The 16,524-nt window shown below is 59.4% G+C and carries 16 protein-coding genes; 12 read left to right on the top strand and 4 right to left on the bottom strand.

Going from position 1 to position 16,524, the window contains the following annotated elements:
• Positions 1 to 183 precede the first annotated feature (183 nt).
• Positions 184 to 786, bottom strand: a complete 603-nt coding sequence (locus OZ428_RS07075) for a peroxiredoxin (RefSeq protein WP_003172097.1) — start codon at positions 784 to 786, stop codon at positions 184 to 186.
• A gap of 244 nt (positions 787 to 1,030) precedes the next feature.
• On the opposite strand from OZ428_RS07075, the gene OZ428_RS07070 reads away from it, so the two are divergent.
• Positions 1,031 to 1,249: a bacterioferritin-associated ferredoxin gene (locus tag OZ428_RS07070; RefSeq protein WP_010564137.1), complete on the top strand. Its 219-nt coding sequence runs from the start codon at positions 1,031 to 1,033 to the stop codon at positions 1,247 to 1,249.
• Between the two features lie 200 nt (positions 1,250 to 1,449).
• On the top strand, positions 1,450 to 1,923 hold the full coding sequence (bfr, locus tag OZ428_RS07065; RefSeq protein ID WP_033896414.1) for a bacterioferritin: 474 nt from the start codon (positions 1,450 to 1,452) through the stop codon (positions 1,921 to 1,923).
• 69 nt (positions 1,924 to 1,992) lie between these two features.
• On the opposite strand, the gene grxD is transcribed toward bfr, so the two are convergent.
• Together grxD and OZ428_RS07055 are read right to left on the bottom strand one after the other, a co-directional pair.
• On the bottom strand, positions 1,993 to 2,331 hold the full coding sequence (gene grxD, locus OZ428_RS07060; RefSeq protein ID WP_033896413.1) for a Grx4 family monothiol glutaredoxin: 339 nt from the start codon (positions 2,329 to 2,331) through the stop codon (positions 1,993 to 1,995).
• Positions 2,332 to 2,408: 77 nt separating this feature from the next.
• On the bottom strand, positions 2,409 to 4,517 hold the full coding sequence (locus OZ428_RS07055; protein WP_269132966.1) for a molybdopterin oxidoreductase family protein: 2,109 nt from the start codon (positions 4,515 to 4,517) through the stop codon (positions 2,409 to 2,411).
• Between the two features lie 435 nt (positions 4,518 to 4,952).
• On the opposite strand from OZ428_RS07055, the gene argF reads away from it, so the two are divergent.
• Positions 4,953 to 5,873: an ornithine carbamoyltransferase gene (argF, locus tag OZ428_RS07050; RefSeq protein WP_038847844.1), complete on the top strand. Its 921-nt coding sequence runs from the start codon at positions 4,953 to 4,955 to the stop codon at positions 5,871 to 5,873.
• On the top strand, positions 5,870 to 6,976 hold the full coding sequence (locus OZ428_RS07045; RefSeq protein WP_061435478.1) for an ABC transporter ATP-binding protein: 1,107 nt from the start codon (positions 5,870 to 5,872) through the stop codon (positions 6,974 to 6,976). The genes argF and OZ428_RS07045 overlap by 4 nt, the downstream gene beginning before the upstream one ends.
• 7 nt (positions 6,977 to 6,983) lie before the next feature.
• On the opposite strand, the gene ybaK is transcribed toward OZ428_RS07045, so the two are convergent.
• Positions 6,984 to 7,454, bottom strand: coding sequence for a Cys-tRNA(Pro) deacylase (ybaK, locus tag OZ428_RS07040; RefSeq protein WP_269132965.1), 471 nt, complete (start codon positions 7,452 to 7,454; stop codon positions 6,984 to 6,986).
• A gap of 327 nt (positions 7,455 to 7,781) precedes the next feature.
• Here ybaK and OZ428_RS07035 point away from each other — a divergent pair, with 327 nt between their 5' ends.
• The 8 genes from OZ428_RS07035 (at position 7,782) to OZ428_RS07000 (ending at position 16,474) form a co-directional block, all read left to right on the top strand.
• Entirely contained in the window at positions 7,782 to 8,639 is an 858-nt protein-coding gene (locus OZ428_RS07035) for an MIP/aquaporin family protein (protein WP_133074501.1), read from the top strand.
• 74 nt (positions 8,640 to 8,713) lie between these two features.
• Positions 8,714 to 10,219, top strand: a complete 1,506-nt coding sequence (glpK, locus tag OZ428_RS07030) for a glycerol kinase GlpK (protein ID WP_010212752.1) — start codon at positions 8,714 to 8,716, stop codon at positions 10,217 to 10,219.
• A gap of 83 nt (positions 10,220 to 10,302) precedes the next feature.
• On the top strand, positions 10,303 to 11,058 hold the full coding sequence (locus OZ428_RS07025; protein ID WP_061435475.1) for a DeoR/GlpR family transcriptional regulator: 756 nt from the start codon (positions 10,303 to 10,305) through the stop codon (positions 11,056 to 11,058).
• A 303-nt stretch (positions 11,059 to 11,361) separates the two neighbouring features.
• Positions 11,362 to 12,900 (top strand): glycerol-3-phosphate dehydrogenase, encoded by a 1,539-nt coding sequence (gene glpD, locus OZ428_RS07020; RefSeq protein ID WP_269132964.1) that lies wholly within the window; start codon positions 11,362 to 11,364, stop codon positions 12,898 to 12,900.
• A gap of 304 nt (positions 12,901 to 13,204) precedes the next feature.
• Positions 13,205 to 14,131: a glutamate/aspartate ABC transporter substrate-binding protein gene (locus OZ428_RS07015; RefSeq protein ID WP_269132963.1), complete on the top strand. Its 927-nt coding sequence runs from the start codon at positions 13,205 to 13,207 to the stop codon at positions 14,129 to 14,131.
• Between the two features lie 194 nt (positions 14,132 to 14,325).
• Positions 14,326 to 15,072: an amino acid ABC transporter permease gene (locus tag OZ428_RS07010; protein WP_010212762.1), complete on the top strand. Its 747-nt coding sequence runs from the start codon at positions 14,326 to 14,328 to the stop codon at positions 15,070 to 15,072.
• Complete coding sequence (locus OZ428_RS07005) at positions 15,072 to 15,743, top strand: amino acid ABC transporter permease (RefSeq protein WP_010212763.1); 672 nt, start codon at positions 15,072 to 15,074, stop codon at positions 15,741 to 15,743. The genes OZ428_RS07010 and OZ428_RS07005 overlap by 1 nt, the downstream gene beginning before the upstream one ends.
• On the top strand, positions 15,740 to 16,474 hold the full coding sequence (locus OZ428_RS07000) for an amino acid ABC transporter ATP-binding protein (RefSeq protein ID WP_133074504.1): 735 nt from the start codon (positions 15,740 to 15,742) through the stop codon (positions 16,472 to 16,474). The genes OZ428_RS07005 and OZ428_RS07000 overlap by 4 nt, the downstream gene beginning before the upstream one ends.
• Positions 16,475 to 16,524 lie beyond the last annotated feature (50 nt).

The following is a 16,524-nucleotide window of genomic DNA, read 5'->3' as shown; positions in this document are numbered from 1 at the left end:
TTGTGGTGAGCGGGCTTGTCCCGCGCTGGGGCGCGTAGCGGCCCCAACTCAGGCACTGCATTTCTCCAGCTAGAACTCACTGACAGGTTTTAGGGCGGCTTCGCCACCCAGCGCGGGGCAAGCCCGCTCACCACAAAAAAAACCGGCCTTATCAGGCCGGTTTTTTTGTACCTCAAACCTGGCTTACAGCTTGCCAGCGTTCTCGGTCAGGTAAGCCGCAACGCCTTCTGGCGAAGCGTTCATGCCTTTGTCGCCTTTTTTCCAGTTGGCAGGGCAGACTTCGCCGTGCTCTTCGTGGAATTGCAGGGCGTCGACCAGGCGGATCAGCTCTTCCATGTTACGACCCAGTGGCAGGTCGTTGATGATCTGAGAGCGGACAACGCCCTTGTCGTCGATCAGGAACGCGCCACGGAACGCCACGCCGCCTTCGGACTCAACGTCGTAGGCCTTGGCGATGTCGTGCTTCATGTCGGCAGCCATGGTGTATTTGACTTTGCCGATGCCGCCATCATTGATGGCAGTGTTGCGCCAGGCGTTGTGGGTGAAATGGGAGTCGATGGAAACGGCTACCACTTCAACGTTTCGCGCCTTGAAATCGTCCATGCGGTGGTCCAGAGCGATCAGCTCCGAAGGGCAGACGAAGGTGAAGTCCAGCGGGTAGAAGAACACCAGGCCGTATTTGCCTTTGATGGCTTCAGACAGTTTAAAGCTGTCTACGATTTCGCCATTGCCGAGGACGGCTGGGACGTCGAAATCCGGCGCTTGTTTGCCGACGAGTACGCTCATTGGGTATCTCCTGATGTGAGGGTGACGATTGAAGTAAAAGGACCGGCTCCGAGTCTGCCGTTAATAAGCGACAGCCCTGTGACGCGGTCACGCTTCGTGAAGACCGACCATCATACACTGAAAAAACCGTTCGTCAGTGCGGGCGCGGTGCCAGCAAATACCCTACGAATCTACTTTGACAATCATTCTCGTTAACATTAAGATCCATCGCACTTAAGCCTTAAACCCGCGACGGTTCTCCCTTATGTATGTGTGCCTCTGTACTGGCGTCACCGACGGACAAATCCGCGAAGCAATCTATGAAGGTTGCTGCAGCTACAAGGAAGTGCGTGAAACCACCGGCGTTGCCAGCCAGTGCGGTAAATGTGCTTGCCTCGCCAAGCAAGTGGTACGGGAAACCCTGACGCAGCTGCAGACAGCCCAGGCCGCGCTCCCCTATTCAGCAGAATTTACACACGCCTGATTGGCGTGTTTTAAAGAACCGGACTTAGTGTCCGGTTTTTTTATGCCCGCAATTCAATAAGTTAGCACTAAGACGCGGAACACAAACATTCTTATTCCGATTAATTTTCATTTATTATTCAATAACTTAGGTTTGACACTAGGGATTTCGCCGCTCAAACTCCGCCTTATACACAGCTATTACAGGGCAGGACCCCAGTCATGAAAGGCGACATCTCAGTCATCCAGCAACTCAACAAAATCCTTGCCAATGAACTGGTCGCGATCAATCAGTACTTTCTGCATGCGCGCATGTATGACGATTGGGGCCTGGAAAAGCTGGGCAAGCGTGAATACAAAGAATCCATCAAGGCCATGAAAGATGCGGACAAGCTGATCAAGCGCATCCTGTTCCTGGAAGGCCTGCCGAACGTCCAGGACCTGGGCAAGCTGAACATCGGCGAGCACACCCAGGAAATGATCAGCAGCGACCTGAAGTTCGAACACAAGAGCCACAGCGACCTCAAGGCCGCCATCGCTCATTGCGAAACCAAGGGCGACTTCGGCAGCCGCGAACTGCTGGAAGACATCCTCGAAGACCAGGAAGAACACATCGACTGGCTGGAAACCCAACTGGGCCTGATCGACAAAGTCAGCCTGGAAAACTACCTGCAATCGCAGATGGGCGAAGAATAAGCCCCCAGCAAGCAGGTACAAAAAAGCCCCGCTCTCTCACGAGAAGCGGGGCTTTTTATTGCAAGCGCATCAAGCGTCGGTCTTGGCCGCCGCGTTGGCTGCTGCTTCTTTGACCAGCGTTTGCAGCGAACCATCAGCCGCCATCTCAACGATGATGTCGCTACCGCCGACCAGCTCACCGGCCACCCACAGCTGTGGGAAAGTCGGCCAGTTGGCGTATTTCGGCAGGTTGGCGCGGATTTCAGGGTTTTGCAGGATATCCACGTAAGCGAATTTCTCGCCGCACGCCATGATGGCCTGGGACGCCTTCGCGGAGAAACCGCACTGAGGAGCGTTTGGCGCGCCCTTCATGTAAAGCAGAATGGTGTTGTTGGCAATCTGCTCTTTGATCGTTTCGATGATATCCATGGAACACCTCGGCTGGAACTTTGCGACTCACAGGTCGGCACGGTGGCGCATTGTAACGCAAAATTCCAGCGCAGTGCTCAGGCGGCTGCTACCTGCACGGGGACGCCGTTCAATGCCGCATTGCCCGACAGCTCGTCCAGTTGCCGTTCGTCGGTCAAATCGTTGGCACTCGCCCCTGGCTGCCCACTGGCGATCGTCATCTGTACCCCAGGACGCCCGTGGCCCCAACCATGGGGCAGGCTGACCACGCCGGGCATCATGTCCAGGCTGGCCAAGACTTCCACTTCGATCATGCCGATGCGCGAACTGACCCTGACCCGCTGGCCATCGCTCAATTGCCGACTGGCCAGATCATCCGGATGCATCAGCAATTGATGGCGCGGCTTACCCTTCACCAGCCGGTGATAGTTATGCATCCAGGAATTATTACTGCGCACATGGCGGCGGCCGATCAACAGCAGTTCGTCGGCCACAGGCACCGGTTGCGCGGCAAAGCGCGCCAGGTCGGCGAGGATCACCGGCGGCGCTGCCTGCACCTTGCCATCCGCGGTTTTCAAACGCGCTGCAAGGTTGGGTTGCAGCGGCCCAAGGTCGACGCCGTGGGGATGATCCGCCAGCATGGCCACGGACAACTTGTGGCTGGATGCATCACCGTAGACACCCGCACGCAGACCGAAATCAATCATGTGTGCCGGGGGCATCGCCGGCTTGAGCGCGACACCGCTCTGGGCTGCGAAGGCTTTGGCCAGGCCGACGAAAATCTCCCAGTCATGCAACGCGCCTTCCGGCTTGGGCAAGATCGCCCGATTGAAGCGGGTGACATTACGCACCGCGAACATATTGAAGGTGGTGTCGTAATGATCGTTTTCCAGCGCCGACGTAGACGGCAGGATCAGGTCGGCATAGCGCGTGGTTTCGTTGATATAGAGGTCGATACTGACCATGAACTCCAGGCCATCGAGGGCCTGTTCCAACTGCCGGCCGTTGGGCGTCGACAACACCGGATTGCCTGCCACCGTGACCAATGCACGGATTTGTCCTTCGCCCTCGGTCAGCATTTCCTCAGCCAACGCCGACACAGGCAACTCGCCACCGTACTCCGGACGCCCGGACACCCGACTCTGCCAGCGATTGAAATGCCCACCACCAGTCGACGCCACCAGGTCCACCGCCGGCGTGGTACATAGCGCGCCACCGACGCGGTCCAGGTTGCCGGTCACCAGGTTGATCAACTGCACCAGCCAATGACAGAGCGTGCCAAACGCCTGCGTCGACACACCCATGCGCCCGTAGCACACGGCCTTGTCGGCTGCAGCAAAGTCCCGTGCCAACTGGCGGATCTGCTCGGCAGGCACCGCACATTGGCGGCTCATGGTCTCGGCAGTAAACCCGGCGATCGCACGACGCACCTCCTCAAGGCCTTCAATCGGTAGATGGCTGTCGCGCGTCAGGCCCTCGCTGAACAAAGTGTTGAGCACGCCGAACAACAACGCCGCATCCCCACCGGGACGCACGAACAGATGCTGGTCAGCCATTGCTGCCGTTTCACTGCGCCGTGGGTCGACCACCACCACTTTGCCGCCCCGCGCCTGGATCGCCTTGAGGCGTTTCTCCACGTCGGGCACGGTCATGATGCTGCCGTTGGACGCGAGCGGGTTGCCTCCCAGAATCAACATAAAGTCGGTGTGATCGATGTCCGGGATCGGCAACAACAGGCCATGGCCATACATAAGGTAACTGCTGAGGTGATGGGGCAGTTGGTCCACCGACGTCGCGGAAAACCGATTGCGCGTCTTCAACTGGCCGAGGAAGTAGTTACTGTGGGTCATCAGCCCATAGTTGTGCACGCTCGGGTTGCCCTGGTACACCGCCACTGCATTCTGCCCGTGCCGCGCCTGAATGCCTGACAGACGCTCGGCGACAAGCGCGAAGGCGTCTTCCCACGCAATCGGCTGCCATTCGCTGCCGACCCGCAACATGGGTTGGTGCAAGCGGTCGGGATCGTTCTGGATATCCTGCAACGCGACGGCCTTGGGGCAGATATGCCCGCGGCTGAACGTATCCAGCGCATCGCCCTTGATCGAGGTGATCGCCAGGCTGCCGTCGTCCGCTTGGGTGGTTTCCAGGGTCAGGCCACAAATGGCTTCACACAGGTGGCAGGCACGGTGGTGGAGAGTCTTGGTCATGGCCAGTCTCTTTTATAGGGGCTTTGATCCCACTATGGGCCGCGACCGAGACAGGCGCCACCAACGTTCGTCCCGTGAATCGACCTGCATCAGGCCAGACCATGGCCAAGCGTGAGCAAATGTTTCAAAACCCGGCATACCGCCTCTGAAACCGACGCAGCCTGGCCTGAGCCCGCCCCCGCACGTTGCAAAAGGTCTCGGCGCCAGTGTACAAATGGCTCGCTGCTGTCTGGAGATTGTCTTCAAAAGCGCCTTGGCGCCCTTCTTGAACACCCTTAAAAACCGTAGCCCTATTGGTAAGACGCGACATTTAATTATAAGATCGCGCCTCCCCCTATTTCGTCGCCCCGTGCGGCTTTCGCCGCAGGTCTCGCCCGTTGTCACAATAAACAAGGCTTTGAGTATCTGCGGTCTGTTGCAAAAAGGTAGTTAATGATGAGCGCAAGGCACTTTCTCTCCCTGATGGATTGCACGCCCGAAGAGCTGGTCAGCGTGATCCGTCGAGGCATTGAGCTTAAAGACCTGCGTAACCGCGGCGTACTGTTCGAGCCTTTGAAAAACCGCGTACTCGGCATGATCTTCGAGAAGTCGTCGACCCGCACCCGCGTGTCATTCGAAGCCGGCATGATCCAACTGGGTGGCCAAGCCATCTTCTTGTCCTCGCGCGACACCCAACTGGGCCGTGGCGAGCCGATCGCCGACAGCGCGAAGGTGATGTCGAGCATGCTCGACGCCGTGATGATCCGTACCTTTGCCCACAGCACCGTGACTGAATTTGCCGCCCACTCCCGCGTACCGGTGATCAACGGCCTGACCGACGACCTGCACCCGTGCCAGTTGCTGGCCGACATGCAAACCTTCCTTGAACACCGCGGCTCGATCCAGGGTAAGACCGTGGCCTGGATCGGCGACGGCAACAACATGTGCAACAGCTATATAGAAGCGGCGATCCAGTTCGACTTCCAACTGCGCGTTGCCTGCCCGGAAGGCTACGAGCCTGACGCGCGCTTCCTGGCCCAGGCCGGCGACCGCGTGACCCTGGTGCGCGACCCGCGTGACGCGGTGATCGGCGCACACCTGGTGAGCACCGACGTCTGGACCTCCATGGGCCAGGAAGAGGAAACCGCCAAGCGCCTGGCCCTGTTCGCCCCGTACCAGGTGACCCGCGCCCTGCTCGACTTGGCCGCGCCCGACGTGCTGTTCATGCATTGCCTGCCGGCCCACCGTGGCGAAGAGATCAGCACCGACCTGCTCGACGACCCGCGCTCGGTCGCCTGGGACCAGGCTGAAAACCGCCTGCATGCGCAAAAGGCCCTGCTCGAATTCCTCGTCCCGCCGTCGTACCACCACGCATGAGCCAGCCATTACTGCTGAACCTGCGCAATCTGGCATGCGGCTATCAAGATCAACGGGTGGTACAGAACCTCAACCTGCACCTCAATGCCGGCGATATCGGTTGCCTGCTGGGCTCTTCGGGGTGCGGCAAGACCACCACGTTACGTGCGATTGCCGGGTTTGAGCCGGTGCACGATGGCGAGATCAGCCTGGCGGGCGAAGTGATCTCCAGTGCCGGTTTCACACTGGCTCCGGAGAAACGTCGTATCGGCATGGTGTTCCAGGACTACGCACTGTTTCCGCACCTCAGCGTGGCCGACAACATTGCCTTCGGCATTCGCAAGCATCCGCAAAAAGATCGTGTGGTGGCTGAGTTGCTGGAGCTGGTCAACCTGAAGAACCTCGGCAAACGCTTTCCCCACGAACTTTCCGGCGGCCAGCAACAACGCGTCGCCCTCGCCCGCGCTTTGGCGCCGGAGCCGGCCCTGTTGCTGCTGGATGAACCCTTCTCCAACCTGGACGGCGAGTTGCGCCGCAAGCTCAGCCACGAGGTGCGCGACATCCTCAAGGCACGCGGCACCAGCGCGATTCTGGTGACCCATGACCAGGAAGAAGCCTTTGCCGTCAGCGACCAAGTCGGGGTTTTCAAGGAGGGTCGTCTGGAGCAGTGGGACACGCCCTACAACCTCTATCACGAACCGCAGACGCCCTATGTCGCCAGCTTTATCGGCCAGGGTTACTTCATCCGTGGCCAATTGAGTTCGCCGGAGTCGGTCAGCACCGAACTGGGTGAGTTGCGCGGCAACCGCGCCTACACCTGGCCTACGGGCGGTGCTGTGGATGTGCTGTTGCGCCCGGACGACATCGTCTACGCACCGGACAGCGCGTTGAAAGCGCGGATCGTCGGCAAGACCTTCCTCGGCGCGTCGACCTTGTACCGCCTGCAGTTGCCGACCGGTGCGCAATTGGAGTCGATTTTCCCGAGCCATGCCGACCATCTGGTCGGCGCGGATGTGGGGATTCGTGTGGCGGCCGAACACCTGGTGTTGTTCCAGGCCTCAGGCAGCACCGCCGCGCAGATCCCTCAAGCCGAATCCGGCGTGCGGCGCTACAGCCCGGTCTAACGCGTTGTCATGCCCGGCCAATTTCTGCGAATTTGGCCTGGGTATGTTCAGCCAGCACCGCTGCCGGCAGTTCAACTTCCAAGCCTCTTCTCCCCGCACTTACAAAAATCGTTGCAAAGGGTTGCGCCGTTGCATCGATAAACGTGCGCAGGCGTTTCTTTTGCCCCAACGGGCTGATGCCCCCCAGCAGATACCCGGTTGAACGTTGCGCCGCCGCCGGGTCGGCCATTTCAACTTTCTTGACGCCCGCCGCGTGAGCGAGAGCCTTCAGGTCCAGACTTCCGACGACCGGCACCACCGCCACCAACAATTCGCCCTTCTCGCTGCTCGCCAACAAGGTCTTGAACACCTGCGCCGGGTCGAGGCCCAATTTTTCCGCGGCCTCCAGCCCATAGGACGCCGACTTGGGGTCGTGTTCATAACTGTGGATACGATGTTCGGCGCGAACTTTTTTCAACAGGTCCAATGCGGGGGTCATGACGTCTCCAGGCGTGGCAAACAGATGGCCAATTCTAGGCCAAGCCCACACAAAACGCTCTAGTCCGCCCACTCTTAAGGTGCACATACAATGTGACAAGCGTGATCATTCACCAGACCAATAGTTTGAAAGTGACTGACGGTTCACTTTCGACCTTTGACAGCCGTCATTCTTGTCTATATTTTTTCGTTTCCGAATACTGTAGGAATAGACCCACAGCATTCAAGCAGTAAGCCGTGACCGGGATGGGGATCCTTGCCACGGTGAAAATCGCGCAACAATCCGTTGAGGTTGTGCGCCAGACAAGAACAACAACTGAGGTTTTCCATGACAACTGCTCTTCAACAGCCTTCACTTTCGAGCCAATGCATGGCCGAATTCCTGGGGACTGCGCTTCTGATCTTCTTCGGCACAGGATGCGTCGCTGCGCTCAAGGTCGCGGGAGCCAGCTTTGGCTTGTGGGAGATCAGTATCATCTGGGGGGTCGGCGTCAGCATGGCGATCTACCTGAGCGCCGGGATTTCCGGGGCCCACCTCAACCCCGCCGTCAGTATTGCCCTGTGTATTTTCGCTGACTTCGAAAAGCGCAAACTGCCCTTCTATATCCTCGCCCAGATCGCCGGTGCCTTTTGCTCGGCGGCCTTGGTGTACACGCTCTACAGCAACCTGTTTTTCGATTACGAACAAACCCATCACATGGTGCGCGGTTCCCAGGCCAGCCTGGAATTGGCGTCGGTATTCTCCACCTACCCCCATGCGCTGCTGAGCACCGCCCAGGCGTTCCTGGTGGAAATGGTCATCACCGCGATCCTGATGGGCGTGATCATGGCCCTCACCGATGACAACAACGGCCTGCCACGCGGCCCGTTGGCCCCGCTGCTGATCGGCCTGCTGATCGCGGTGATTGGCAGCGCCATGGGCCCGTTGACCGGCTTTGCGATGAACCCGGCGCGGGATTTCGGGCCCAAGCTGATGACCTTTTTCGCGGGTTGGGGTGAAATGGCTTTCACTGGTGGCCGTGATATCCCTTACTTCCTAGTACCGATTTTCGCGCCGATCGTCGGCGCATGCCTCGGTGCTGCGGCCTATCGCGGGCTGATTGCCCGCCATCTGCCTAGCGCCGCACCTGCTATAGATGAAGCAACACCTGACACGGCTGTCAACGGCAAGACCCGTATTTCCTGATAGCGCCAGCCTGAGCACCTGCCCTTTGTAGCCCAGGCTGATTACCGATTTTCTTATTTTCCAAGGCATTCGACATGACCGATATTCAGAATAAGAACTACATCATTGCCCTTGACCAAGGCACCACCAGTTCCCGGGCGATCATCTTCGATCGTGACGCCAACGTGGTCTGCACCGCCCAGCGTGAATTCGCACAGCACTACCCGCAAGCGGGTTGGGTCGAGCATGACCCGATGGAAATCTTCGCCACCCAGAGCGCGGTGATGGTCGAGGCCCTGGCCCAGGCCGGCCTGCACCATGACCAGGTCGCCGCCATCGGCATCACCAACCAGCGTGAAACCACCGTGGTGTGGGACAAAGTCACCGGTCGCCCGATCTACAACGCCATCGTCTGGCAGTGCCGCCGCAGCACCGAGATCTGCCAGCAACTCAAGCGCGACGGCCACGAGCAGTACATCAGCGACACCACCGGCCTGGTCACCGACCCGTACTTCTCCGGCACCAAGCTCAAGTGGATCCTCGACAACGTCGAAGGCAGCCGCGAACGTGCGCGTAATGGCGAACTGCTGTTCGGCACCGTCGACAGCTGGCTGATCTGGAAATTTACCGGCGGCAAGACCCACGTCACCGACTACACCAACGCCTCGCGCACCATGCTCTTCAACATCCACACCCTGGAGTGGGATGCGAAGATGCTGGAGATCCTCGACATTCCGCGCGAGATGCTGCCGGAAGTTAAGTCGTCGTCCGAAATCTACGGCCGCACCAAGAGCGGCATTGCCATCGGCGGTATCGCCGGTGACCAACAAGCCGCCCTGTTCGGCCAGATGTGCGTCGAAGCCGGCCAAGCCAAGAACACCTACGGCACCGGCTGCTTCCTGTTGATGAACACCGGCGACAAAGCCGTGAAATCCAAGCACGGCATGCTCACCACCATCGCTTGCGGCCCGCGTGGCGAAGTGGCCTACGCCCTGGAAGGTGCGGTGTTCAACGGCGGTTCCACCGTGCAATGGCTGCGTGATGAGCTGAAAATCATCAACGACGCCCACGACACCGAATACTTCGCTGGCAAGGTCAAGGACAGCAACGGCGTGTACCTGGTGCCGGCCTTCACTGGCCTGGGCGCCCCGTACTGGGACCCGTACGCCCGTGGCGCGCTGTTCGGCCTGACCCGTGGCGTACGCGTGGACCACATTATTCGTGCAGCCCTGGAGTCGATTGCCTACCAGACCCGTGACGTGCTCGACGCCATGCAACAGGACTCGGGCGAACGCCTCAAGGCCCTGCGCGTGGACGGCGGCGCGGTGGCCAACAACTTCCTGATGCAGTTCCAGGCCGACATCCTCGGCACCCAGGTCGAGCGCCCGCAAATGCGCGAAACCACCGCATTGGGCGCCGCCTACCTGGCCGGCCTGGCGTGCGGCTTCTGGGGCAGCCTGGAAGAGTTGCGCGGCAAGGCAGTGATCGAGCGCGAATTCGAACCGCAACTGGACGAAGCAGCCAAAGAGAAGCTCTACGCCGGCTGGCAAAAAGCGGTCAGCCGCACCCGCGACTGGGAGCCCCACGAAGGCGCTGAATAAGCCAACGTCCGGTTGTAACTGGCAGGGAGCGGATTCCTGCGTCATCATGGGCCACTTTTGTATGGCAGCCCAAAGGACGCCCCATGAATCTGCCTCCCCGCCAACAACAAATCCTCGAGCTGGTCCGCGAACGCGGCTACGTCAGCATCGAGGAAATGGCGCAGCTGTTCGTTGTCACCCCGCAAACCATCCGCCGCGATATCAATCAGCTGGCGGACGCCAATCTGCTGCGCCGCTACCACGGCGGCGCGGCCTATGACTCCAGTGTCGAAAACACCGCCTACGCCATGCGCGCCGACCAGATGCGCGACGAGAAACAGCGTATCGGCGAAGCCATCGCTGCGCAGATCCCCGATCACGCCTCGCTGTTCATCAATATCGGCACCACCACCGAATCTATCGCCCGTGCGCTGCTCAACCACAATCACCTGAAAATCATCACCAACAACCTCAACGTCGCCACCATGCTCAGTGCCAAGGACGACTTCGACGTGTTGTTGACCGGCGGTAACGTGCGGCGTGACGGCGGTGTGGTGGGTCAGGCGAGTGTGGACTTCATCAACCAGTTCAAGGTCGACTTTGCCCTTGTGGGCATCAGCGGTATCGATGAAGACGGCAGTCTGCTGGACTTCGATTACCAGGAAGTTCGGGTTTCCCAGGCGATCATCGCCAATGCACGCCAGGTGATCCTGGCAGCGGACTCCAGCAAATTCGGGCGCAATGCCATGATTCGCCTGGGGCCGATCAGCTTGGTGGATTGTTTGGTCACGGATCAGCAGCCGGTGCCGGCGTTGGTGCAGTTGTTGAGTGACCATAAGGTGCGGCTGGAAGTCGTGTAACCCTGTGGTGAGCGGGCTTGCCCCGCGCTGGGCGGCGAAGCCGCCCCAATAAGACCACCACAGCGCATCAGGGTGACCGAGATGCCTGGGTTTGGGGCGGCTCCACCACCGGCGCGGGGCAAGCCCGCTCACCACACCAGCCGGCTGCCCTTCGTGCAAATGTTCACAAATCTTCCTTTCCCAGCCCTTCGATGAGTTTTTTCAATCGAAGTCGGCTGGCTGTGCGCGTGTTTATCAGCTACCATTTTCGCAAATGAACATTAATGTTCGAATTCCAAGACGAAAAAATCGCGAGGCCAGCCGATGAACCCTTCCACCTTGCCTGCTCCACCGCTTGCCGAAGTCTATGACGTTGCCGTGATCGGCGGCGGGATCAATGGCGTCGGCATTGCAGCAGACGCAGCCGGTCGCGGGTTGTCGGTATTCCTTTGCGAAAAGGACGACCTCGCCAGCCACACCTCGTCCGCCAGCAGCAAGCTGATCCACGGCGGCCTGCGCTACCTCGAACATTACGAATTCCGCCTGGTGCGCGAAGCCCTGGCCGAGCGTGAAGTATTGCTGGCCAAGGCCCCGCACATCGTCAAGCAAATGCGCTTCGTGTTGCCGCATCGCCCGCACCTGCGCCCAGCGTGGATGATCCGTGCCGGTCTGTTCCTGTATGACAACCTCGGCAAGCGCGAAAAACTCGCCGGTTCGAAAAGCCTCAAGTTCGGCGCCGACAGCCCGCTGAAAAGCGAAATCACCAAAGGCTTCGAATACTCCGACTGCTGGGTGGATGACGCCCGCCTCGTCGTGCTGAACGCCATGGCCGCCCGTGAAAAAGGCGCGCACATCCACACCCAGACCCGTTGCATCAGCGCCCACCGCAGCAACGGCATGTGGGAAATGAACATGGAACGTGCCGATGGCAGCCTGTTCTCGATACGTGCCCGTGCCCTGGTAAACGCCGCGGGCCCATGGGTCGCCAAGTTCATCAGGGACGACCTGAAGCTGGATTCGCCTTACGGCATCCGCCTGATCCAGGGCAGCCACCTGATCGTGCCGAAACTGTACGAAGGCGCCCACGCGCATATCCTGCAGAACGAAGACCAGCGCATTGTCTTCACCATCCCGTACCTGAACCACCTGACCATCATCGGCACCACCGACCGCGAATACACCGGTGACCCGGCTGCCGTTGCGATCACCGAAGGTGAAACGGACTACATGCTCAAAGTGGTCAATGCGCATTTCAAAAAGCAGTTGAGCCGCGACGACATCGTCCACACCTACTCCGGCGTGCGCCCACTGTGCAATGATGAATCGGACAACCCGTCGGCCATCACCCGCGACTACACACTGGCGTTGTCCGGTGGCAAGGGCGAAGCGCCGATCCTGTCGGTGTTTGGCGGCAAGCTGACCACGTATCGCAAACTCGCTGAATCGGCGATGGCACAACTGGCGCCGTATTTCACCCAGATGCGCCCAAGCTGGACCGCCAAGGCCAGCCTGCCGGGCGGCGAAGACATGACCACGCCGCAAGCCCTGGCCGAGGCCATCCGCAGCAAGTTCGACTGGGTGCCGACTGAAATCGCGCGCCGCTGGTCCACCACCTACGGCAGCCGTACCTGGCGCCTGCTGGAAGGCGTGCAGTCGCTGGCGGACCTGGGTGAGCACTTGGGCGGTGGCCTGTACACCCGCGAGGTGGATTACCTGTGCGCCGAGGAATGGGCGACCCAGCCTCAGGACGTGCTGTGGCGTCGTACCAAGCTGGGTCTGTTCACCACCCCGGAAGAACAGGCCAACGTGCAGCGCTACCTGACCACCGTTGATCAGAACCGCAGCAAGATCGAAGCCGCCTGACGGACCGGTACTACAAAAGCCCCTGCGCCGAAAGGTTCAGGGGCTTTTTTTCACATTCGGTTTTCCGAACACCACAGTACCATCCATTCGGTTTGCCGGACTTCAGGCCCTGAAAAACCCCGTCATATAAAGTTAATAACCTTATAAATCATTGAGTTAACCTTTTATAGCGAGCCTGGCACGACTCATGCTCTACACTCTTGGACGATTGCCTGGGACGCCTCAGGAGCCGTCACGGGCATTCGCTGTACAAGAGAGCCGTTTAGCCGGCTTCATAAAAAAAACAAATGTCGAGGAAGTATTGATGCGCATCGTTCCCCATATTCTGGGCGCAGCTATCGCTGCTGCTCTGATCAGCACTCCAGTTTTCGCCGCCGAACTCACCGGCACGCTGAAGAAGATCAACGACTCCGGCACCATCACTCTCGCTCACCGCGACAGCTCCATTCCGTTTTCCTACATCGCGGATGGTTCGGGCAAACCTGTGGGCTACTCCCACGACATTCAGTTGGCCGTCGTCGAGCAACTGAAAAAAGACCTGAACAAACCCGACCTGAAGGCCAAGTACAACCTGGTCACTTCGCAAACCCGTATTCCGCTGATCCAGAACGGCACCGCGGACCTCGAGTGCGGCTCCACCACCAACAACGCCGAACGCGCCCAACAAGTTGATTTCACCGTCAACATCTTCGAAATCGGCACCCGTCTGCTGGTCAAGAAAGATAAGGAAAGCAAGCCGTCCTACGCTGACTTCGCTGACCTGAAAGGCAAGAACGTCGTGACCACTGCGGGCACCACGTCCGAGCGCATCATCAAAGCGATGAACGCCGACAAGCAAATGGGCATGAACGTCATCTCCGCCAAAGACCACGGCGAATCCTTCCAGATGCTGGAAAGCGGCCGCGCCGTAGCGTTCATGATGGACGACGCCCTGCTGGCCGGTGAAGAAGCCAAGGCCAAGAAGCCGGACGACTGGGTCATCACCGGTACTCCGCAATCTTTCGAAGCCTACGCGTGCATGGTGCGTAAAGACGACCCAGCCTTCAAGAAAGCCGTCGATGACGCCATCGTTGCCCTGTACAAATCCGGCGAAATCAACAAGATCTACAGCAAGTGGTTCGAGAGCCCAATCCCACCAAAAGGCCTGAACCTGAACTTCCCGATGAGCGACAAGGTGAAGGAGCTGATCGCCAACCCAAGCGACAAGCCAGCGCCTGACGTAAAAATCTGATACCTGACTAAGCTTATCTCCTGAGGGAGCCAACCCTCCCTCAGGCGTCTGTTACTACCTGCTGGCTTTATTTTGGAACACTCGACCTGGCGGTTTTCGAGCCGATCGCGTGTGCCTGACGTTCACCGTCAGGTGGGAAAGGATCTTCCCCAAGCGGGTGCTTGTACATCGATCGATCTCGAGGGGAGACCCTAATGAATTACAACTGGGACTGGGGCGTGTTCTTCAAGTCCACTGGCGTGGGCAGCGAGACTTATCTCGACTGGTACATCGCCGGCTTGGGCTGGACCATCGCCATCGCTGTCGTGGCATGGATTATCGCCTTGCTGCTGGGGTCCATTCTGGGCGTCATGCGCACCGTGCCAAACCGCATCGTATCGGGCATCGCGACCTGCTACGTGGAACTGTTTCGTAACGTGCCGCTGCTGGTTCAGCTATTCATCTGGTACTTCCTGGTACCCGACATGCTGCCGCAGAACCTGCAGGACTGGTACAAACAAGACCTCAACCCGACCACCTCGGCCTACCTGAGCGTTGTCGTGTGCCTGGGCCTGTTCACCGCCGCCCGTGTGTGTGAGCAAGTGCGTACCGGCATCCAGGCGCTGCCACGCGGCCAGGAATCCGCCGCGCGTGCCATGGGCTTCAAGCTGCCGCAGATCTACTGGAACGTGCTGCTGCCACAGGCCTACCGGATCATCATTCCGCCGCTCACCTCGGAGTTCCTCAACGTCTTCAAGAACTCCTCCGTGGCGTCCTTGATCGGCCTGATGGAACTGCTGGCGCAAACCAAACAGACCGCCGAGTTCTCGGCCAACCTGTTTGAAGCCTTCACCCTGGCCACGCTGATCTACTTCACCCTGAACATGAGCCTGATGCTGCTCATGCGCCTGGTCGAGAAGAAAGTCGCAGTGCCCGGCCTGATCTCCGTGGGGGGTAAATAATGGACTTCGATTTCAGCGGCATCATCCCCGCTATTCCAGGCCTGTGGAACGGCATGGTCATGACCTTGCAGTTGATGGTCATGGGCGTGGTCGGCGGCATTGCGCTGGGGACGGTCCTGGCGCTGATGCGCCTGTCGTCCAGCAAACTGCTGTCGCGCGTGGCCGGCGCTTATGTGAACTACTTCCGCTCGATCCCGCTGCTGCTGGTGATCACCTGGTTCTACCTGGCGGTGCCGTTCGTGTTGCGCTGGATCACCGGCGAAGACACGCCGATCGGTGCGTTCACCTCCTGCGTCGTGGCCTTCATGATGTTCGAAGCCGCGTACTTCTGTGAAATCGTACGGGCCGGCGTGCAGTCGATCCCCAAAGGCCAGATGGCGGCGGCACAGGCGATGGGCATGACCTATGGCCAGACCATGCGCCTGATCATCCTGCCCCAGGCGTTCCGCAAGATGACCCCGTTGCTGCTGCAACAGTCGATCATCCTGTTCCAGGACACCTCGCTGGTCTACACCGTGGGCCTGGTGGACTTCCTCAACTCCGCCCGCTCCAACGGCGACATCATCGGCCGCTCCAACGAGTTCCTGATCTTTGCCGGTGTCGTCTACTTCATCATCAGCTTTTCCGCCTCGCTGCTGGTCAAGCGTCTGCAAAAAAGGTTTGCCGTATGATCTCTATCAAGAACATCAACAAGTGGTATGGCGACTTCCAGGTGCTGACCGATTGCAGCACCGAGGTTAAAAAAGGCGAAGTGATCGTGGTGTGCGGGCCGTCCGGCTCGGGCAAATCCACCCTGATCAAGTGCGTCAACGCGCTGGAACCGTTCCAGAAGGGCGACATCGTGGTCGACGGCACCTCCATCGCCGACCCGAAGACCAACCTGCCGCAGCTGCGTTCGCGCGTGGGCATGGTGTTCCAGCACTTCGAGCTGTTCCCGCACCTGACCATTACTGAGAACCTGACCATCGCGCAGATCAAGGTGCTCGGCCGCAGCAAGGAAGAAGCCACCAAGAAAGGCCTGCAGCTGCTCGACCGCGTAGGCCTGTCGGCACATGCCCACAAGCACCCTGGCCAACTCTCCGGCGGTCAGCAACAACGTGTGGCGATTGCCCGCGCCCTGGCCATGGACCCGATCGTCATGCTGTTCGACGAACCGACCTCGGCGCTGGACCCGGAAATGGTCAACGAAGTGCTCGACGTGATGGTGCAACTGGCCCACGAAGGCATGACCATGATGTGCGTGACCCACGAAATGGGCTTCGCGCGCAAAGTGGCCGACCGCGTGATCTTCATGGACGCCGGCAAGATCATCGAAGACTGCCCGAAAGAAGAGTTCTTCGGCGACATCAGCGCCCGCTCCGAACGCGCGCAGCACTTCCTTGAGAAAATCCTGCAGCACTAAGCACTGCCCAGTTGTGGTGAAGGGCCCAATCCCTTTCACCACAACTGGTT

Source organism: Pseudomonas sp. GXZC (assembly GCF_026967615.1).
In the GTDB taxonomy this organism is placed as follows: Bacteria; Pseudomonadota; Gammaproteobacteria; order Pseudomonadales; family Pseudomonadaceae; genus Aquipseudomonas; species Aquipseudomonas azotoformans_A.
Note: the sequence above shows the minus strand (reverse complement) of the source record. Positions and strands in the feature narration are given on the sequence as shown.